Source organism: Microbacterium sp. KR10-403 (assembly GCF_040196215.1).
Classification (GTDB): Bacteria; Actinomycetota; Actinomycetes; order Actinomycetales; family Microbacteriaceae; genus Microbacterium.
In genome coordinates this window covers 1-16,139 of sequence record NZ_JBEGDC010000004.1, presented here as the reverse complement: position 1 = coordinate 16,139, position 16,139 = coordinate 1, and the positions used below count along the sequence as shown (strand labels likewise).

The following is a 16,139-nucleotide window of genomic DNA, read 5'->3' as shown; positions in this document are numbered from 1 at the left end:
CTCACGGGCGTCCCGCGCCGCGCTCGACGCCCGGCTGCACGCCGCGCTCGACGCCCCGCTCGACGCGGGCCGCGGCATCCACCGCATCGTCCACGTCGTGTCCGCGCGGCAGCGTGATCGGCGTCGTCTGGGCGATCTCGTCGCTGAACTCCTCGGGGATCTTCGGCTCGACCACCTGGATCGGCCGCGTCTCGTCGAGGGTCAGCGCGAACCTGCTGGTCTCGCTGCGATGCAGACGTCCGGACGTGATCAGCCACGTGGCGCCGATCGCGCACGCCACAAGGCCCGCGACCGCTCCGACCTGGATGGCGGTGCGCGGCCCGAAGGCCGTCGCGACCCATCCGACGATCGGGGCGCCGATGGGCGTGGACCCCATGATGACCGCCATGTACAGCGCCAGCACGCGCCCCCGCAGCTGCGCGTCGGTCGTGGTCTGCACATAGCCGTTGGCCGTCGTGAGCATCGAGACCGTCGTGAAGCCGACGAAGACCACCACGAGTGCGTACATCCAGTACTCGGGCATGAACGACGAGATGATCGAGGCGATGCCGAAGCCGCCGGTGGCCACGATCACGACGCGGATGCGGGCCCGGTCGCGGCGCGCAGCCATGAGCGCGCCGGCGAGCGAGCCGATCGCGAGCATCGAGCTGAGCGCGCCGTAGCCGTCGGCGTCGCGGCCGAACTCCAGCGCCATCGTCGAGGCGAAGATCGGGAAGTTCATGCCGAACGCGCCGATGAGGAACACCATGACGAACAGCACCAGCAGGTCCTTGCGGCGCGCGACGTAGCGGAAGCCGTCGGCCAGACGCGTGGCATCCGTCGCCTTCACCCGCGGCTCGAGCTCGTCCTTGCGCATCATCGACAGGGCGACGAGCATCGCGATGAAGGTGGCGGCGTTGATGAGGAACATCCAGCCGGTGCCCACGAGCACGATCATGATGCCGCCGACGGCGGGTCCGATCAGGCGGGCGGTGTTGAAGGATGCCGAGTTCAGCGCCACGGCGTTGGCGGCGTTCTCGCGCGAGACGACGTCGGAGACGAACGCCTGGCGGGCGGGGGAGTCGAACGCGTTCGCGACGCCGAAGAGCCCGGCGAACATCCACATGAGCGGCAGCGTCATGACATGCGTGAGCAGCAGCACGCCGACCGTGATCGCGAGCAGGCCCAGTGCCGTCTGCGTGCACATCAGCAGCTTGCGTCTGTCGAAGTGGTCGGCGACCCAGCCGGTGAAGCTCACCAGGACGAGGGGCGGACCGAACTGCAGCGCCATCGTGACGCCCATGGCGGTCGCGTCGTTGTTCGTGAGCTCGGTGAGCACGACCCAGTCCTGCGCGGTGGACTGCATCCACCCGCCGATGTTCGAGATCAGCGCGCCGATGAACCAGACCCGGTAGTTGAACAGGCCGAGGGAGCGGAACATGGCCTTCATCGGGCGGCCACCTCGCTCATGATCGCGGCGGCGGCGGCCAGCGTCCGGCGCTGCCGGGCGGTGAGGTCGCCCATCGCGGCGGCCAGCCAGCGGTCGCGGCGCTGCAGCGCCTCGGTCACGAGGGACCGGCCGTCGTCGGTGATCTCGATGTTGACCTTGCGCCGGTCGGTCTCGTCGGGGGTGCGGGTGATCCACCCCGACTCCTCGAGGCAGTTGACCGTGCGGTTCATCGAGGGGGCGGTGACCCGCTCGTGGTCGGCGAGCTCGCCGAGCGTGTGGGGGCCGGATGCCTTCAGCGTGTAGAGCACGGAGAACTGGCCGTCGCTCATCGTGTCGAGCGCGCGCTCCGAGCGCAGGCGCCTGCTGAGCCGGAACGTCGCCATGCGCAGGTCGCGGGCGGTCGCGGCATCCTCTTCGGTGGGGGTGTCTTCGTCAGTCGGGGTCTTCGTCTCGTGCGCCATACGAATAGTTAGCATAGCTTATTAGCCTCGCTAAGTAAATAGCGACGCGACCGAGCGGCGCGCACATCACCCGTGCCGGTAGGCTCCCCACATGCCCGAGTTCATCGATGCGCACGGCGTCGCCATCGTCTACGACGTGCATCCCGCCCGCGGGACGGCCCGCGCCGTCGTCCAGCTGCTGCACGGCGTCGGCGAGCATGCCGGCCGATACGGCGACCTCATCGAGGCGCTGACCGACGACGGTTACATCGTGTACGCCGACGACCATCGCGGCCACGGCCGCACCGGGATGAAACAGCACGGAGACGCCAAGCGGCTGGGGCACCTGGGGCGGGGCGGGCATCAGGCCGCCGTGGCCGCCTGCTGGCAGCTGAGCGAGATCATCCGCGCGGAGAACCCCGACCTGCCGCTGGTGATCCTCGGGCACTCGTGGGGGTCGTTCCTCACGCAGATCCTCGTGAACCGGCATCCCGACGCCTACGACGCCATGATCCTCTCGGGATCGGCGCTGCGGCTGCCCGGCTCGCTGAATGCCGGCGACCTCAACGCGCGGTGGAAGGCGAAGGACGCCACGGGCCTCGAATGGCTCTCCAGTGACCCGCAGGTGGCGATCGACTTCCACAACGATCCGCTCACGGTCGAGGTGCCGCTGCTGCGGCTGTTCGGCCCGCTCGACGCGGCGCGCCTGTTCGGCCGCCCGCGCAAGAACCCGGGCCGCGACATCCCGACCCTGCTCATCGTGGGCCGCGACGATCCGGTGGGCGGGCCGCGCAGCGTGCACAAGCTCGCCGATGCCTACCGCCACCGCTCGGGCTTCACCGACGTCACGACGCTGGTGTACCCCGACGCGCGGCACGAACTGTTCAAGGAGCTGTGCCAGGAAGACGTGCGCGCCGACGTGCTCGCATGGCTCGACGCTCGCTTCCCCGCGCGCGGATAGCGGGGGATGCCGCGGCCGCTGTCGCTGCTGCGGCTCGATGCCGCTCGCGCGGCGTTCATCTCGCAGGACGTTCTCGCGATCCCGGGCGCGTCACCCGGTGTGCTGGGCGCGCGGTGCGCGATCGTCCTGCGAGACGAACGCGGGTCAGCGGCCGGCCGGGCGCGACGCGCGGCGCGGGCCGCGCGAGTGCAGGCTGCCAACGGTCGCGCCGATGGTCGGCGTGCCCGAGGCCGTGCGGCCGCTCTGCGGCGCGGGGCTGTGCCCGGACTGACCGTGCTGCCCGCCGCCACGCTGGCCGTTCTTGCGCGGCGCGCCCTGGTGCTGTGCGCCGGTGCGCTGCGCGCCCGCCTGCTGGCCGTTGCCGCGCTGGCCGCCGTTGGGCTGGCCGCCGTTGCGCTGGCCGCCGTTGCGCTGGCCGCCCTGCGTCGCGTCGGCGCGCGCACCCTTCTGCCGGCCCTCACCGGTTGATGTCGCACGGTCATCAAGACGTGAGGCGTTCGAGGCACCCGTCCGGGCGCGCCGATCGGCACCGGCCGAGGCGCCGCCGCGGCCGGACTGCGCGCCGCGACCCCCCTGGCCGCCGCCGCGCCCGCCGCGCGGACCGCGCCCGCCGCCGCCCTGTGCGGGCGCTGCGACCGGCGCCGGCTTCACATGGGGTGCGGGCTCGCCGACGAGCGCCGACACGGTGTCATCGCTGGCTGCGACCGACTCGAACGGCACCTTCAGCTTCGCGCTGCGCAGCAGGTCGACGACGTCGCGGCGCTGCTCGTCGAGCGCGACCGTGACGACGACGCCCTCGGCGCCGGCGCGGGCGGTGCGGCCCGAGCGGTGCAGATACGCCTTGTGCTCGACCGGCGGGTCGACGTGCACGACCAGCTCGACGTCGTCGACGTGCACGCCGCGGGCGGCGACATCCGTCGCCACCAGCACGCGCACGCCGCCGGCCTCGGGGTCCGCGCCGAACGCGGCGAGATTGCGCTCGCGTGCGTTCTGCGACAGGTTGCCCTGCAGGTCGACGGCCGGGATGCCCGACGCGGTCAGCTGCTTGGCCAGGCGCTTGGCCTGGTGCTTGGTGCGCGTGAACATGATGCGGCGCCCGCGGCCCGAGGCCAGGTGCCGCACGAGCTCGGTCTTCGCGCCGCCGTCCGGCACCAGGAAGACCCGGTGCGTCATGACGCCCTGCGGCACCGACGACTCGTCGACGGAGTGCGAGACGGCGTCGTGGAGGAAGCGCTTGACCAGCTTGTCGACCCCGCGGTCGAGGGTCGCGCTGAACAGCAGGCGCTGCCCGCGCTCCGGCGTCGAGGCGAGGATGCGGGTGACGCCGGGCAGGAAGCCCAGGTCGGCCATGTGGTCGGCCTCGTCGAGCACGGCGATCTCGACGGCGCCCAGGTCGACGACGCCCTGCTTCTGCAGGTCTTCGAGCCGGCCGGGGCACGCCACGACGATGTCGATGCCGCGGCGCAGGGCCTGCTCCTGCGGCTTCTGGCTCACGCCGCCGAAGATGGTGGTGACCGAGAGCCCCACGGCGTCGGCCAGGGGCTTCACGGTCGCGGCGATCTGGGTCGCGAGCTCCCGGGTCGGCGCGAGCACGAGGCCGCGCGGACGCGCGGGACGGGTCGCGGTGCCGGAAGAGGCCAACCGCGCCACGAGGGGCAGCGCGAACGCGATGGTCTTGCCGCTGCCGGTGCGGCCGCGGCCGAGCACGTCGCGGCCGGCGAGCGAGTCGGGCAGCGTGTCGCGCTGGATAGCGAAGGCCTCGGTCTTGCCGTCGGCGGACAGGACGGCGGCGAGGGGCTCGGGCACGCCGAGCGAGAGGAAGGAGGTCACAGAGATGCTTTCGGGTGGGCGCACGCGAGCGGTGCGCGGATCGGGTGGCGGCGCCGGACGGCGCGTGTGCAGAACTGCACGGGATCGCCGTTCGAAGAAGAATCGCGGCGGGCGGGGCCCGGGCCGCAAGAGCGCATCGACGACGCAGCGGCCTCGGCCGCGGCATCCACCCTACCGGTCCTAGGCTGGGAGCATGCACGGTGAGTACAAGGTTCCGGGCGGCAAGCTCGTCGTCGTCGACCTCGAGGTGCGGGGCGGGCGCATCGCCGACTTCCACCTCGCGGGCGACTTCTTCCTCGAACCCGACGACGCGCTCGCCGACATCGACGCGGCCGTGAACGGCCTGCCCGACACCGCCGACACCACCGCGATCGCCGCGGCCGTGCGGGCTGCGCTTCCCGAGGGGGCGACGCTCCTCGGCTTCACGCCCGAGGCCGTCGGCACGGCCGTGCGCCGCGCGCTCATCGTCGCGCCGGGGTGGAAGGACTTCGACTGGGAGGTCGTGCACGACAAGCCCGTCTCGCCCCGCCTGAACCTCGCCCTCGACGAGGTGCTCACCACGCGTGTGGGCGACGGGCGCCGCAACCCGACGCTGCGCATGTGGGAGTGGGACGAGTCCGCCGTGGTGATCGGGTCGTTCCAGTCGCTGCGCAACGAGGTCGATCCCGAGGGCGCGCGCGCGCACGGCTTCGACGTGGTGCGGCGGATCTCCGGCGGCGGCGCCATGATGATGGGTGCCAACTCGATCGTGACCTACTCGCTGTACGTGCCGGCGTCGCTCGTGGCGGGCATGACGTTCGCCGACTCGTACGCGTTCCTCGACGATTGGGTGCTGCAGGCGCTGCGCTCGCTCGGCATCGACGCCGAGTACCAGCCGCTCAACGACATCACCGGCCCCAGCGGCAAGATCGGCGGCGCCGCGCAGAAGCGCCTCGCCAACGGGGGAGTGCTGCACCACGCCACGCTCAGCTACGACCTCGACGGCCAGGTCATGACCGAGGTGCTGCGCATCGGGCGCGAGAAGCTCAGCGACAAGGGCACGGTCTCGGCCGCCAAGCGCGTCGACCCGCTGCGCAGCCAGACCGGGCTTCCGCGCGAGGCCATCATCGAGCGGTTCATCGACACGTTCACGAATCTGTACGGCGCGACCGCGGGGCACATCACCGACGAGGAGTACGCCGAGGCCGAAGAGCTCGTGCGCACGAAGTTCGCGACCGACGCGTGGCTGCACCGGGTCCCGTGAGCGGAGTGGATGCCGCGGGCCCGCCGCTCTTCTCGCTCGACACCGATCCGCCGCCCGAGATGGACCCGGGCGCCGGCTCGGTCGAGATCCACCACGGCGACAACCTCGCGGTCGCGGCGACCCTGCCCGACGCCGCGTTCACGCTCGTGTACCTCGACCCGCCGTTCAACACGGGCCGCGTGCGCACGCGCGCCGTCGAGACGGCCCGCACCGCGGCATCCGCCCCCGCCCTCGACCTCGCGCAGGAGACGGCCGCCGCTCCCTCCGAAACGGTGAGAGTGCAGCGGGTGGACGAAGAAGCGGTTGGTTCCCTACCTCTCGTCCACCCGCTGCACTCTCAGCGGCACATGCAGCGCGCCGACGGCGCGGCGGACATCGCGGAGGCGGAGGGGGATGCCGGCGAGCCCGAGCCGATGATCCGCCGCGGCTTCCACGGCCGCGAGTACGCACGGCTGCGCGGCGACCTGCTCGCCTTCGACGACCGCTTCGACGACTACTGGGGCTTCCTCGAGCCGCGGCTGCGCGAGTCGTGGCGGCTGCTCGCCGACGACGGCACGCTGTACCTGCACCTCGACTTCCGCGAGGTGCACTACGCGAAGGTGATGATGGACGCGCTGTTCGGGCGCGAGTGCTTCCTCAACGAGATCGTCTGGGCGTACGACTACGGCGCCAAGACGCGCAAGCGCTGGCCCAGCAAGCACGAGACGATCCTCGTGTACGTGAAGGACCCGCAGCGCTACTGGTTCGATTCGGCGGCCGTCGACCGCGAGCCGTACATGGCCCCGGGGCTGGTCACGCCCGAGAAGGCGGCGCGCGGCAAGCTGCCCACCGACGTCTGGTGGCACACGATCGTGCCGACGGCGGGGCGGGAGAAGACGGGCTACCCGACGCAGAAGCCCGAGGGGATCCTGCGCCGCATCGTGCAGGCCTCCAGTCGGCCCGGCGACCGGGTGCTCGACCTGTTCGCCGGCAGCGGCACCACCGGCGCGGTCGCCGCGTCCCTCGGCCGCCATGCCGTGCTCGTCGACGACAATCCCGACGCGATCGCCGTGATGTCGGCGCGGATGCCGCAGGCCGTCGTCCACGCCCCGAAGGAGCGCCCGTGACCGCCCGTCTGCCCCGCATCCCGTTTCTGCGCACGGGCTGGGTCGTCCTGCTCGCGACGTTCATCCTCCCGGTCATCGTCGCGATCGTCCTCGGGGGAGTGGTGGCGGCGGCCGGATGCGTGGATGCCGCGCACGCCGTGGCGGCGTCGTCGCTGTGCGCCCCGGGCGGCGGTGTCTCGACGGCGTTCGTCGCGGGCTGGGCGACGGCGATGATCGCGGTCCTGTTCGTCGGCGTCGTGGCCGCCGCCGTCTGCGGCGTGATCGCGCTGCGCCGGCGCGGCGCGACGCCCTGGTTCCGGTCCGCGGCGCTGCTGGCGACGATCGTCGTGGCGACGCTGCCCGCCGTCGTTGCGGGCATCTCGATCGCGACCGCGGGCTCGGCGGGGCCGCTGAACGGCGCGACGTTCGCCGGACTCGTCGGCGCCGTGGTCACCCTGGTGGCGGGCCTCGTCTTCGCGGCAGTGGCCCGTGCCCTCGAACGGCGGCGGGCCGACGCCGACTGACGCGGCGCACGGCGCGGGGCGGCATCCCCCCTAGGCTGAACGCATGCGATTCGGAACCTTCCTCCCCCAGGGCTGGCGCTTCGACCTCGTCGGCATCGACCCGGCCGACCACTGGAACACCATGCACGCGCTCGCGCAGCGCGCCGACACCGGGCCGTGGGAATCGCTGTGGGTCTACGACCACTTCCACACCACGCCGGTGCCGAGCCAGGAGGCCACCCACGAGGCATGGACGCTCATGGCCGCCTTCGCCGCGAGCACCTCGCGCATCCGGCTCGGTCAGATGTGCAGCTGCATGGGGTATCGCAACCCGGCCTACCTCGCCAAGGTCGCCTCGACCGTGGACCACGTGTCGAACGGGCGGCTCGAGATGGGCATCGGCGGCGGATGGTACGAGCACGAGTGGCGCGCGTACGGCTACGGCTTCCCTGAGGTTCCGCAGCGGCTGCGGATGCTGCGCGAGGGCGTCGACATCATGCACCAGGCATGGACGACCGGCACCGCGACGCTCGACGGCCGCGAGTACCAGGTCGACGGCGCGATCGTGCAGCCGCTGCCCGTGCAGGCCGGCGGCGTGCCCATCTGGATCGCCGGCGGCGGCGAGAAGGTGACCTTGAAGATCGCCGCGCAGTACGCCTCGTACACGAACTTCTCGGGTTCGCTCGAGGAGTGGGACAGGAAGGATGCCGCGCTGCGGCACCACTGCGACACCCTCGGCCGCGATCAGGCCGAGATCGTGCGGTCGTCGAACTTCAACACGATCGTCGCGCCGACCGAGGCCGAGGCGAAGGAGCGTCTGGCCGCCGTCAAGGCGCGGCTGCTGCCGCACCTGGGCCAGGAGCGCGCGGACCAGGCCGAGCGGGAGTATCTGAACTCGCCCGCCTTCGGCACGCCCGAGCAGGTCATCGAGCGGCTCGGCGAATATGCCGCGCACGGCATGGGCTACAGCATCCACTACTTCCCGGAGCTGGCGTACGACCTCTCCGGCTGGGAACTGTTCGAGCGCGAGGTCATCCCCGCCCTCGCCTGACCCGCGAGGTCGCACGCTTTCTCGCGAGGTCGCACGCTTTCTCGCGAGGTCGCACGCCTCGCCCAGCGCGACCTCGCGAGATTCTGTGCGACCTCGCGCGATTCTGTGCGATCTCGCGCGATGTGGCGCGACCTCGCGAGGTCGCCGGCCCTCAGACCAGCGGCCCGGCCGACGCGTACCCGTCGGCGACGACGTCGCGCTCCGAGGGTCCGGCGCCGAACACGCGCGTGGCTCCGGCGCGCTGCGACCAGGTCGGCCACCCGGCCTCGCCGGTGCGCACGAACGACACGGCCGCCGCGTGCAGTGCGTCTGCCAGTGCCGGGGGCGCTCCGGTCCCGACCAGGTGCTCGATCCCCACGGGGGAGTCGAGACAGTCCCACCAGAACGGCACGTCGAGGCAGTGGCACGCCCACCCGATCGAGCGCGACACCCACACGAACCGGTACACCCAGGTCGGCGCCGCGGCGCGCGCCCGGGCGACGCGCACGACCGGCGCGCGGAACACGGTGTCGGTCACGTAGCGGCCGACCACGGCGGCGGTGCCCTTCGCCCGCTGTGCGCGGTTCGCCGCCAGATAGCGGGCGCGTCGGGCGCCGCCCATGCCGAGCCGACTCAGTGCGACGCCGGCGGGCACCAGCCGCAGCTTGCCCTTCATCCCGTCGGTCGCCATCGTGAACTCGTCATCGGTGGTGCCGATGACGAGCGGCTTGTCCGCACCCACTCCCGCCGCCAGAGCCTCCAGCGTGGGACGCTCGAGAAGCTCGCCGTCGAGCATCGGCCCCCATGCCAGTCCCTCGGCGAGCATGTCGCGGATGCCGTCGAGAGGATCGCCCGACGCCGGCTTCTCGGCTTCCTCGCGCAGCGCGAGCAGCCGCCCCTCGTCCACCGACGCGAAGCCGTCACGCGTCGCGGGCACTCCGGCGAGCCGCGCGAGCTTGGCCGACAGCGTGCCGGCCCGCGCGATCGAGACGTTGGTGAGCGCGGGCGAGAGCGCCCACACCGCGTGGAAGAGATGCTGTGCCTGCGGCATCCCGAGCAGTGTCAGCACCGCGCCGCCGCCGGCCGACTGCCCGGCCAGGGTGACCCGCGACGGGTCGCCGCCGAACGCCGCGATGTTCCGCTGCACCCATTCCAGTCCCGCGAGCCAGTCGCGCACGCCGCGGTTCGAGACGGCGCCGTCGATCAGGCCGAACCCGTCGAAGCCGAGCCGGTAGGACAGGCTCACCGTCACGACGCCGTCGCGGTTGAACGCGGCGCCGTCGTACCAGGGGCTGGCGGGCGAGCCGGCGGTGAAGCCTCCTCCGTGGATCCAGACGAGCACCGGCAGCGCGGCATCCCGCCCCGGCGCAGGCGTGAACACGTTGACGTTCAGCGTCGCGTCGCCGGGCACCGACGGCTCGGGGATCAGCGTCACGCCGGGGTCGCCGCGCTGGGCGGTCGCCCCGTATTCGACCGCGTCGCGCACCTCGGTCCACGGCTCCGGCGGCACGGGCGCGGCGAAGCGCAGCGGGCCCACGGGTGCCTGCGCGAACGGGATGCCCAGGAACGCGGCCGATCCGTCGCGCCGCAGACCTCGTACCGGCCCGGATGCCGTCTCCACGACGGGTGCGTCGGTGGGGGTGGATGCCGCGGCCACCGCGGGTGCGTCAGTCATCGTCGTCGTCTCCTGTCTCCCTGCCGGCGGTCTCGTCGCCCAGCGCTCGGAACAGGGCGTCGACGATACCGGCCATGTCGATGTCGGGCTCCAGCATCCACTGCAGCTGAAGTCCGTCCGCGACGGCCTGCACGATGCGGGCGAGGGTGTCGGGATCGATCGCAGCGGTGATGCGGCCGGCCTCCTGCGCCTGCAGCAGCACCCGCGCGAACACCGTGCGCAGTGCCGCGTTCCGTTCGAGGAAGAAGCGGTGGGCGGGATGCTGCGGGTCGGCGGCCTCCGCGCTCAGTCGCGAGAACAGCTCGACGACGCCGGGGACCTCGCTGTTGTGGCGGATGACGTGCAGGTAGCCCGCGCGCACCTCGTCGACGTCGTCGGGGACCGCGTCGATCCCGCCGAACGCGGAGGTGTCGATCTCGTCGCGCTTGCGCAGGATCTCGGTGAACAGCTCTTCCTTCGAATCGAAGTAGTGGAGCAGGCCGGCCTGGCTGAGGCCCACGGCGGCGGCCAGTTCCTTCACCGACGCGCCGTGGTACCCCTCGCGGGCGATCACCTCCAGCGCGCGGGTGAGGATCTCCTCGCGTTTGGCGACGCCCTTGGCATAGGAACCCCGGCGTCCCTCTCCGGTCTTCGACATGTCCTCACGATAAACCGAACAGCACTTGATTTATCAAAACCAAATGGCATATGGTTTCTGCACCACGCGCAGTCGCGCACGGTGCTCATCGTCGAGCGTTCCCTCACCCGACAGGACCCCCCATGACAATGCCGTCAGATCCGCACTCCCCGGTTGTCGCCGGCGCGCCGATCACCGAGAACACCTTCATCGCCACCGCAACGGGCACCGTCGACCCGCCCGAGCCGATCAAGGGCCTGCGCCGGCTGATGGTCTGGATCATCCCGGCCAACCTCGGCATCTTCATGGTCTGGGGCGCGGTGCCCGGCATCCTGCTGCCGCAGCAGATCACGAACCTCGTCGGCAGCGTCGACAAGGCCGATGTCGCAGCCCTCGGCATCGTCCTGACGGTCGGCGCGTTCGCCGCCATGATCGCCCAGCCGCTGGCGGGCCAGATCTCGGACCGCACGCGGTCCCGATTCGGCCGACGCGCTCCGTGGATCGTCATCGGGGCGCTGGCGGGCGCGCTGTCGCTCATCGGACTCGCGTTCGCGAACTCGATCGTCGGGATCGCGATCGCCTGGGTGTGCGTGCAGGTGAGCTTCAACTTCGCGCAGGGACCGCTGTCGGCGGTCATGCCCGACCGCGTCGCCGTCCGCCGCCGCGGCACGTTCGCGGCGCTGTCGGGAATCGGGCTCATGGTCGGCTCGCTCGGCGGTTCGATCCTCGGGTCGCTGCTCTTCCACAGCATCGCGGTCGGATACATCCTGTTCGCGGTCTTCGCGGTCGCGATCCTCGGGCTGTTCGTGCTCGCGAATCCCGACCACTCGAGCAGCGGCATCCGCAACGAACCGTTCCGCCTCGGCGACTTCCTGCGCACCTTCTGGATCAATCCGATCGCCCACCCCGACTTCTTCTGGGCGTTCACCGGCCGGCTGCTGCTCTACACGGGATACTTCCTCGTGATCGGGTACCAGCTGTACCTGCTGCGCGACTACTTCCACGTCGCCGAGCCCGAGACGATCATCCCGGTGCTGAGCCTCCTGGGCATGGTCGGCCTGCTCATCACCACGCTCATCGGCGGGCCGCTCTCCGACCGGGTCGGTCGCCGCAAGCCCTTCGTCTTCGCGTCGGCGATCGTCATGTCGCTGGCGCTCCTCGTGCCGTGGTTCTGGCAGGACCTCGCCGCGTGGATCATCATGACGATCGTCGTCAGCTTCGGTTTCGGCATGTTCCAGGCGGTCGACCAGGCCCTGATCAGCGAGGTGCTGCCCTCGGCCCAGTCGTTCGCGAAGGACCTCGGCGTCGTGAACATCGCGGCGACCCTGCCGCAGACCCTCGCGCCGGGCGTAGCCAGTGCGATCGTGCTGATCTTCGGGTACGCCGGGCTCTTCCCGGTGGCGATCGTGCTCGGTATCCTCGGCGCATGCGCCGTCCTGCCGATCAAGGCGACGAAGTGACGGCTGCGGCATCCCCTCGCCCGTCTCCGCGACCCGCGGCGATGCTGTGGTGGGCGCTCGGGCTGCTCGCCGTGTTCGTCGCCATGGGCATCGCGATCGCGCCGGATCCGTCGGCGCCGTTCACGCAGCCGCTCGACGACGCCTGGCGCGCCGTCGTCGGCGTCGGCCCCGACAGCGGTGCGTACACCTGGTTCGTGCCGATGTTCTTCCAGCAGCTCGGCGAGCTGCCCGGGGTGATCGTCACGGTGGTCGTGCTCCCGCTCGCGCTCGTCGCGGTCGGCCGCTGGCGGTCCGCGCTGTTCTTCGTGAGCGTCACGGCGTTCGGCCCCGGCCTTCTCTCGCAGGCGATGAAGAACCTCGTCGACCGGCCCCGCCCCGCCGCCGATCCGACGCTCGGGTTGTTCGGGCCGCTGTTCTCCGTCGACCACGGCTCGTTCCCGTCCGGGCACTCCATCAGCGCCGCGGCGCTCGCCGTGAGCGTGGCGGCGCTGATTCCGCCCTCCCGCACGCTCGCGCGGCGGGTGTGGTGGGTGATCGGGGCGCTGCTCATGGTCGGCATGGTCTGGCAGCGCACGCTCGTCAACGCGCACTGGCTCTCCGACACGCTCACCGGGCTCCTCACCGGCGTCGCCGCCGCACTGCTGATGTGGTGGGCGTTCTGGCCCTTGCTGCACCGTGACCACGTTCGCCCGCTCCCGTTCCTGCGCGCGTCGTCCGACGGCGCGCGCACCTCGGCGCCGTCCGCGGCGCCGGAACCGACTCTGTCCACGAAACGAAAGGCGACACCATGACAGACACGCTCCCCGCCGACACCACCGGCCTGACCCTCGAGCAGAAGGCGTCGCTCACCTCGGGTGCGGACTTCTGGACCACCAAGGCGGTGTCGGATGCCGGCATCCCGTCGATCATGCTCACCGACGGGCCGCACGGGCTGCGCAAGCAGGCCGGCGCCACCGATCACCTGGGCATCGCCGACAGCGTTCCGGCCACCTGCTTCCCGCCCGCGGTCGGTCTCGGCGCGTCGTTCGACCCGGAGCTCGCCGAGCGCGTCGGCGAGGCGCTCGGCATCGAGTCGGCGATCGAAGACGTCGCGGTCATCCTCGGCCCCGGCATCAACATCAAGCGCTCGCCGCTGTGCGGGCGCAACTTCGAGTACTTCTCCGAGGACCCGATCGTCGCCGGTGTCATGGGCGCCGGTCTCGTGCGCGGCATCCAGTCGCAGGGCGTCGGCTCGTCGCTGAAGCACTTCGCCGCCAACAACCAGGAGTTCGACCGCATGCGCGCGTCGAGCGACGTCGACCCGCGGCCGCTGCGCGAGATCTACCTGCGCGGTTTCGAGCGCGTGGTCGAGGACGCGCAGCCGTGGACGGTGATGTGCTCGTACAACCGGATCAACGGCGTCTACGCCTCGGAGGACCCGTGGCTGCTCACGCAGGTGCTGCGGGACGAATGGGGCTACGACGGTCTCGTCGTCAGCGACTGGGGTGCCGTCAACGACCGCGTGAAGGGGCTGCCGGCCGGCCTCGACCTCGAGATGCCGGGCAGCGGCGGCGGTACCGATGCGCAGCTGGTGGCCGCGGTGCACGACGGCACGCTCGACGAGAAGGCGCTCGACCTCGCGGCGGGCCGCGTGCTCGACCTGGTGCGCAAGGCGCAGGCGCGTCCGGCGGTCGACGGCCCGCTCGACGTCGACGCCCATCATGCGCTGGCGCGTGAGGTCGCGGGGCGCTCGATGGTGCTGCTGCGCAACGAGGGCGGAGCGCTGCCGCTGCGCCGCGATGCGAAGATCGCGGTCGTCGGCGCGTTCGCGCAGACGCCGCGATACCAGGGCGCGGGGTCGTCGCTGATCAACCCGACGCGCCTCGACACCGCGCTGGATGCGATCCGGGATGCCGCGACCGCCGACGTCGCGTACGCCGCCGGGTTCCCGCTCGGTGAGGAGGGCGACGCCGCGGCGCTGCGTGACGAGGCCGTGGCCGCGGCATCCGCCGCCGACGTCGTCGTCGCGTTCCTCGGCCTGCCGCCGTCCGCGGAGTCGGAGGGATACGACCGCGAGCACATCGATCTGCCGGGCGTGCAGCTCGAGCTGCTGGACGCCGTGCTCGAGGCCAACCCGAACACCGTCGTCGTGCTCTCCAACGGCTCGGTCGTCGCGCTGCCGTTCCGCGATCGCGTTCCGGCGATCGTCGAGGGCTGGCTCCTCGGCCAGGCCGGCGGATCCGCGACCGCAGACGTGCTGTTCGGCGACGTCAACCCGTCCGGGAAGCTCACCGAGACCATCCCGCTGCGCCTGGAGGACAATCCGTCGTACGGCAACTTCCCCGGCGAGTTCGGGCACGTGCGTTACGGGGAAGGACTCCTCGTCGGCTACCGCTGGTACGACGCACGCGGTCTCGAGGTCGCGTATCCGTTCGGGCACGGACTGTCGTACACGACGTTCGCGTACGGGGATGCCGCGGCCGCCGTGGACGCGTCGGGTGACGTGGTCGTCACGGTGCCGGTGACCAACACCGGCGCGGTGAGCGGCCGCGAGGTCGTGCAGGTCTACGTGTCGCTGGGCGCCTCGGCCGTCGAGCGCGCGCCGCGGGAGCTCAAGGCGTTCGCCTCGGTGGAGATCGCCGCGGGACAGACGCAGGACGTGCGCCTGACGGTGCGCCGGGCCGACCTGGCCTACTGGGACGTGCGGGTGGACCGCTGGATCGTCGAGGGCGGCGCGTACACGGTGGATGTCGCGGCATCGAGTCGCGACATCCGCTCGACCACCTCCGTGACGGTCGACGGGGATGCCGTGAACCTGCCGCTGACGATGGAGTCATCGGTCGGCGACCTGATGGCCGACCCGGTGGCGGGCCCCATCGTGCAGCAGGCGATCGCCGGGATGCTGGGCGGAGCCGGCGGCGACGCCGCGGGCGCGAGCATGATGGCCGACGAGGACGGCATGCAGAAGATGATGGCGTCGTTCCCCGTCGGGCGCATCGCCGGATTCGGCATCGGCGGGGTCACCCAAGAGCAGATCGACGGCCTCATCGCCCTGGCGAACTCCGCACGTCAGTGACACCGACCGGAGGGGCGATGCGCACGCACGCATCGCCCCTCCGGGGTCCTCGGCGGCCCGATTCGGCGGGTGATCAGGCATGCTCGTCAGCGCGAGCGGGACGGGCCTCGGCGCGACGCGCCCGGGATGCACGAAAAGGCCGCTCGGATTTGGTGGAACCGCCGATCCGTGCGTAAAGTATTACTTGTTCGCCCCAAAGGGAAGAGCGAAGCGGCCGGAAGGCCTCCGCCCCCTCAAGCAGCGAACCACCTCCCACCTCAGGACCTCTTCAGAGGGCCGCGGGGGAGTTCCCATCTCGATCGGCGATCGGGAGTGGATGCCACGACCTCCGGGTCCGGCCCGCTTCGATTTGCAGAAACGAACGAGTTGGGTATGATTGTGAAGTTGCCCTGCGCGATGGTCTTGGTTGGCCGGGTTGTGGGTGCGTCCGATCCTTGAGAACTCAACAGCGTGCACTTGTCAAATGCCAAATAACCTCGTCCTGGCCTTCGGGCTGGGGGAGATTCCTTTGGATCAATTATATGGATGTCAGTGACATTCGTTTTTGGTCATGATTGAACTCGCTGCGATCGTTCACCGTTTTCCCGGTGTGGTTGTGGCATTCGTTTTTTACGGAGAGTTTGATCCTGGCTCAGGATGAACGCTGGCGGCGTGCTTAACACATGCAAGTCGAACGATGAAGCCTAGCTTGCTGGGTGGATTAGTGGCGAACGGGTGAGTAACACGTGAGCAACCTGCCCCGGACTCTGGGATAAGCGCTGGAAACGGCGTCTAATACTGGATATGAGCAATGGCCGCATGGTCTGTTGTTG

13 protein-coding genes and 1 rRNA gene are annotated in these 16,139 nt (G+C 71.0%); 9 read left to right on the top strand and 5 right to left on the bottom strand.

What is annotated here, in order from left to right:
- Nucleotide 1: 1 nt before the first annotated feature.
- Both ABMQ42_RS09445 and ABMQ42_RS09440 read right to left on the bottom strand, forming a co-directional pair.
- A complete protein-coding gene (locus ABMQ42_RS09445; RefSeq protein WP_349723163.1) occupies nucleotides 2–1,420 on the bottom strand; it encodes an MFS transporter in 1,419 nt (472 codons plus the stop codon).
- A 5-nt stretch (nucleotides 1,421–1,425) separates the two neighbouring features.
- Nucleotides 1,426–1,890: a MarR family winged helix-turn-helix transcriptional regulator gene (locus ABMQ42_RS09440; protein ID WP_349722731.1), complete on the bottom strand. Its 465-nt coding sequence runs from the start codon at nucleotides 1,888–1,890 to the stop codon at nucleotides 1,426–1,428.
- Between the two features lie 91 nt (nucleotides 1,891–1,981).
- Between ABMQ42_RS09440 and ABMQ42_RS09435 the strand changes: the two genes are divergently transcribed.
- Nucleotides 1,982–2,830, top strand: coding sequence for an alpha/beta fold hydrolase (locus ABMQ42_RS09435; RefSeq protein WP_349722730.1), 849 nt, complete (start codon nucleotides 1,982–1,984; stop codon nucleotides 2,828–2,830).
- 144 nt (nucleotides 2,831–2,974) lie between these two features.
- On the opposite strand, the gene ABMQ42_RS09430 is transcribed toward ABMQ42_RS09435, so the two are convergent.
- Nucleotides 2,975–4,666, bottom strand: a complete 1,692-nt coding sequence (locus tag ABMQ42_RS09430) for a DEAD/DEAH box helicase (protein WP_349723162.1) — start codon at nucleotides 4,664–4,666, stop codon at nucleotides 2,975–2,977.
- A gap of 187 nt (nucleotides 4,667–4,853) precedes the next feature.
- Here ABMQ42_RS09430 and lplAB point away from each other — a divergent pair, with 187 nt between their 5' ends.
- The 4 genes from lplAB to ABMQ42_RS09410 are packed head-to-tail and all read left to right on the top strand — an operon-like array spanning nucleotide 4,854 to nucleotide 8,542.
- The gene (gene lplAB / locus ABMQ42_RS09425) at nucleotides 4,854–5,903 is read left to right on the top strand and encodes a lipoate-protein ligase LplAB (protein ID WP_349722729.1); all 1,050 of its coding nucleotides are present in this window, start codon (nucleotides 4,854–4,856) and stop codon (nucleotides 5,901–5,903) included.
- Nucleotides 5,882–7,009 carry a DNA-methyltransferase gene (locus ABMQ42_RS09420; RefSeq protein WP_502884662.1) on the top strand — a complete coding sequence of 376 codons (1,128 nt, stop codon included), beginning with the start codon at nucleotides 5,882–5,884 and terminating at the stop codon, nucleotides 7,007–7,009. The genes lplAB and ABMQ42_RS09420 overlap by 22 nt, the downstream gene beginning before the upstream one ends.
- Nucleotides 7,006–7,512 carry a hypothetical protein gene (locus ABMQ42_RS09415; RefSeq protein WP_349722728.1) on the top strand — a complete coding sequence of 169 codons (507 nt, stop codon included), beginning with the start codon at nucleotides 7,006–7,008 and terminating at the stop codon, nucleotides 7,510–7,512. Before ABMQ42_RS09420 ends, ABMQ42_RS09415 begins: the two co-directional genes overlap by 4 nt.
- A gap of 43 nt (nucleotides 7,513–7,555) precedes the next feature.
- Entirely contained in the window at nucleotides 7,556–8,542 is a 987-nt protein-coding gene (locus ABMQ42_RS09410) for an LLM class F420-dependent oxidoreductase (protein WP_349722727.1), read from the top strand.
- Between the two features lie 151 nt (nucleotides 8,543–8,693).
- Here the strand turns inward: ABMQ42_RS09410 and ABMQ42_RS09405 are convergent, their stop codons facing one another.
- Together ABMQ42_RS09405 and ABMQ42_RS09400 are read right to left on the bottom strand one after the other, a co-directional pair.
- The gene (locus tag ABMQ42_RS09405; RefSeq protein WP_349722726.1) at nucleotides 8,694–10,196 is read right to left on the bottom strand and encodes a carboxylesterase/lipase family protein; all 1,503 of its coding nucleotides are present in this window, start codon (nucleotides 10,194–10,196) and stop codon (nucleotides 8,694–8,696) included.
- A complete protein-coding gene (locus ABMQ42_RS09400) occupies nucleotides 10,189–10,833 on the bottom strand; it encodes a TetR/AcrR family transcriptional regulator (RefSeq protein ID WP_349722725.1) in 645 nt (214 codons plus the stop codon). Before ABMQ42_RS09400 ends, ABMQ42_RS09405 begins: the two co-directional genes overlap by 8 nt.
- 122 nt (nucleotides 10,834–10,955) lie before the next feature.
- Here ABMQ42_RS09400 and ABMQ42_RS09395 point away from each other — a divergent pair, with 122 nt between their 5' ends.
- The 4 genes from ABMQ42_RS09395 to ABMQ42_RS09380 form a co-directional block, all read left to right on the top strand.
- Complete coding sequence (locus tag ABMQ42_RS09395) at nucleotides 10,956–12,272, top strand: MFS transporter (protein WP_349722724.1); 1,317 nt, start codon at nucleotides 10,956–10,958, stop codon at nucleotides 12,270–12,272.
- Nucleotides 12,239–13,063, top strand: a complete 825-nt coding sequence (locus ABMQ42_RS09390; RefSeq protein WP_349722723.1) for a phosphatase PAP2 family protein — start codon at nucleotides 12,239–12,241, stop codon at nucleotides 13,061–13,063. The genes ABMQ42_RS09395 and ABMQ42_RS09390 overlap by 34 nt, the downstream gene beginning before the upstream one ends.
- Nucleotides 13,060–15,327, top strand: coding sequence for a beta-glucosidase (locus ABMQ42_RS09385; protein ID WP_349722722.1), 2,268 nt, complete (start codon nucleotides 13,060–13,062; stop codon nucleotides 15,325–15,327). The genes ABMQ42_RS09390 and ABMQ42_RS09385 overlap by 4 nt, the downstream gene beginning before the upstream one ends.
- A 608-nt stretch (nucleotides 15,328–15,935) precedes the next feature.
- Nucleotides 15,936–16,139: ribosomal RNA gene (locus ABMQ42_RS09380) — 16S ribosomal RNA — on the top strand; the annotation flags it as partial.

What these genes read in the sequence shown, in the direction of transcription:
- ABMQ42_RS09445 (WP_349723163.1), bottom strand. Translation starts at nt 1,420, where the DNA reads ATGTTCCGCTCCCTCGGCCTGTTCAACTACCGGGTCTGGTTCATCGGC.
- ABMQ42_RS09440 (WP_349722731.1), bottom strand. Translation starts at nt 1,890, where the DNA reads ATGGCGCACGAGACGAAGACCCCGACTGACGAAGACACCCCCACCGAA.
- ABMQ42_RS09435 (WP_349722730.1), top strand. Translation starts at nt 1,982, where the DNA reads ATGCCCGAGTTCATCGATGCGCACGGCGTCGCCATCGTCTACGACGTG.
- lplAB (WP_349722729.1), top strand. Translation starts at nt 4,854, where the DNA reads ATGCACGGTGAGTACAAGGTTCCGGGCGGCAAGCTCGTCGTCGTCGAC.
- ABMQ42_RS09410 (WP_349722727.1), top strand. Translation starts at nt 7,556, where the DNA reads ATGCGATTCGGAACCTTCCTCCCCCAGGGCTGGCGCTTCGACCTCGTC.
- ABMQ42_RS09405 (WP_349722726.1), bottom strand. Translation starts at nt 10,196, where the DNA reads ATGACTGACGCACCCGCGGTGGCCGCGGCATCCACCCCCACCGACGCA.
- ABMQ42_RS09400 (WP_349722725.1), bottom strand. Translation starts at nt 10,833, where the DNA reads ATGTCGAAGACCGGAGAGGGACGCCGGGGTTCCTATGCCAAGGGCGTC.
- ABMQ42_RS09395 (WP_349722724.1), top strand. Translation starts at nt 10,956, where the DNA reads ATGACAATGCCGTCAGATCCGCACTCCCCGGTTGTCGCCGGCGCGCCG.
- ABMQ42_RS09390 (WP_349722723.1), top strand. Translation starts at nt 12,239, where the DNA reads ATGCGCCGTCCTGCCGATCAAGGCGACGAAGTGACGGCTGCGGCATCC.
- ABMQ42_RS09385 (WP_349722722.1), top strand. Translation starts at nt 13,060, where the DNA reads ATGACAGACACGCTCCCCGCCGACACCACCGGCCTGACCCTCGAGCAG.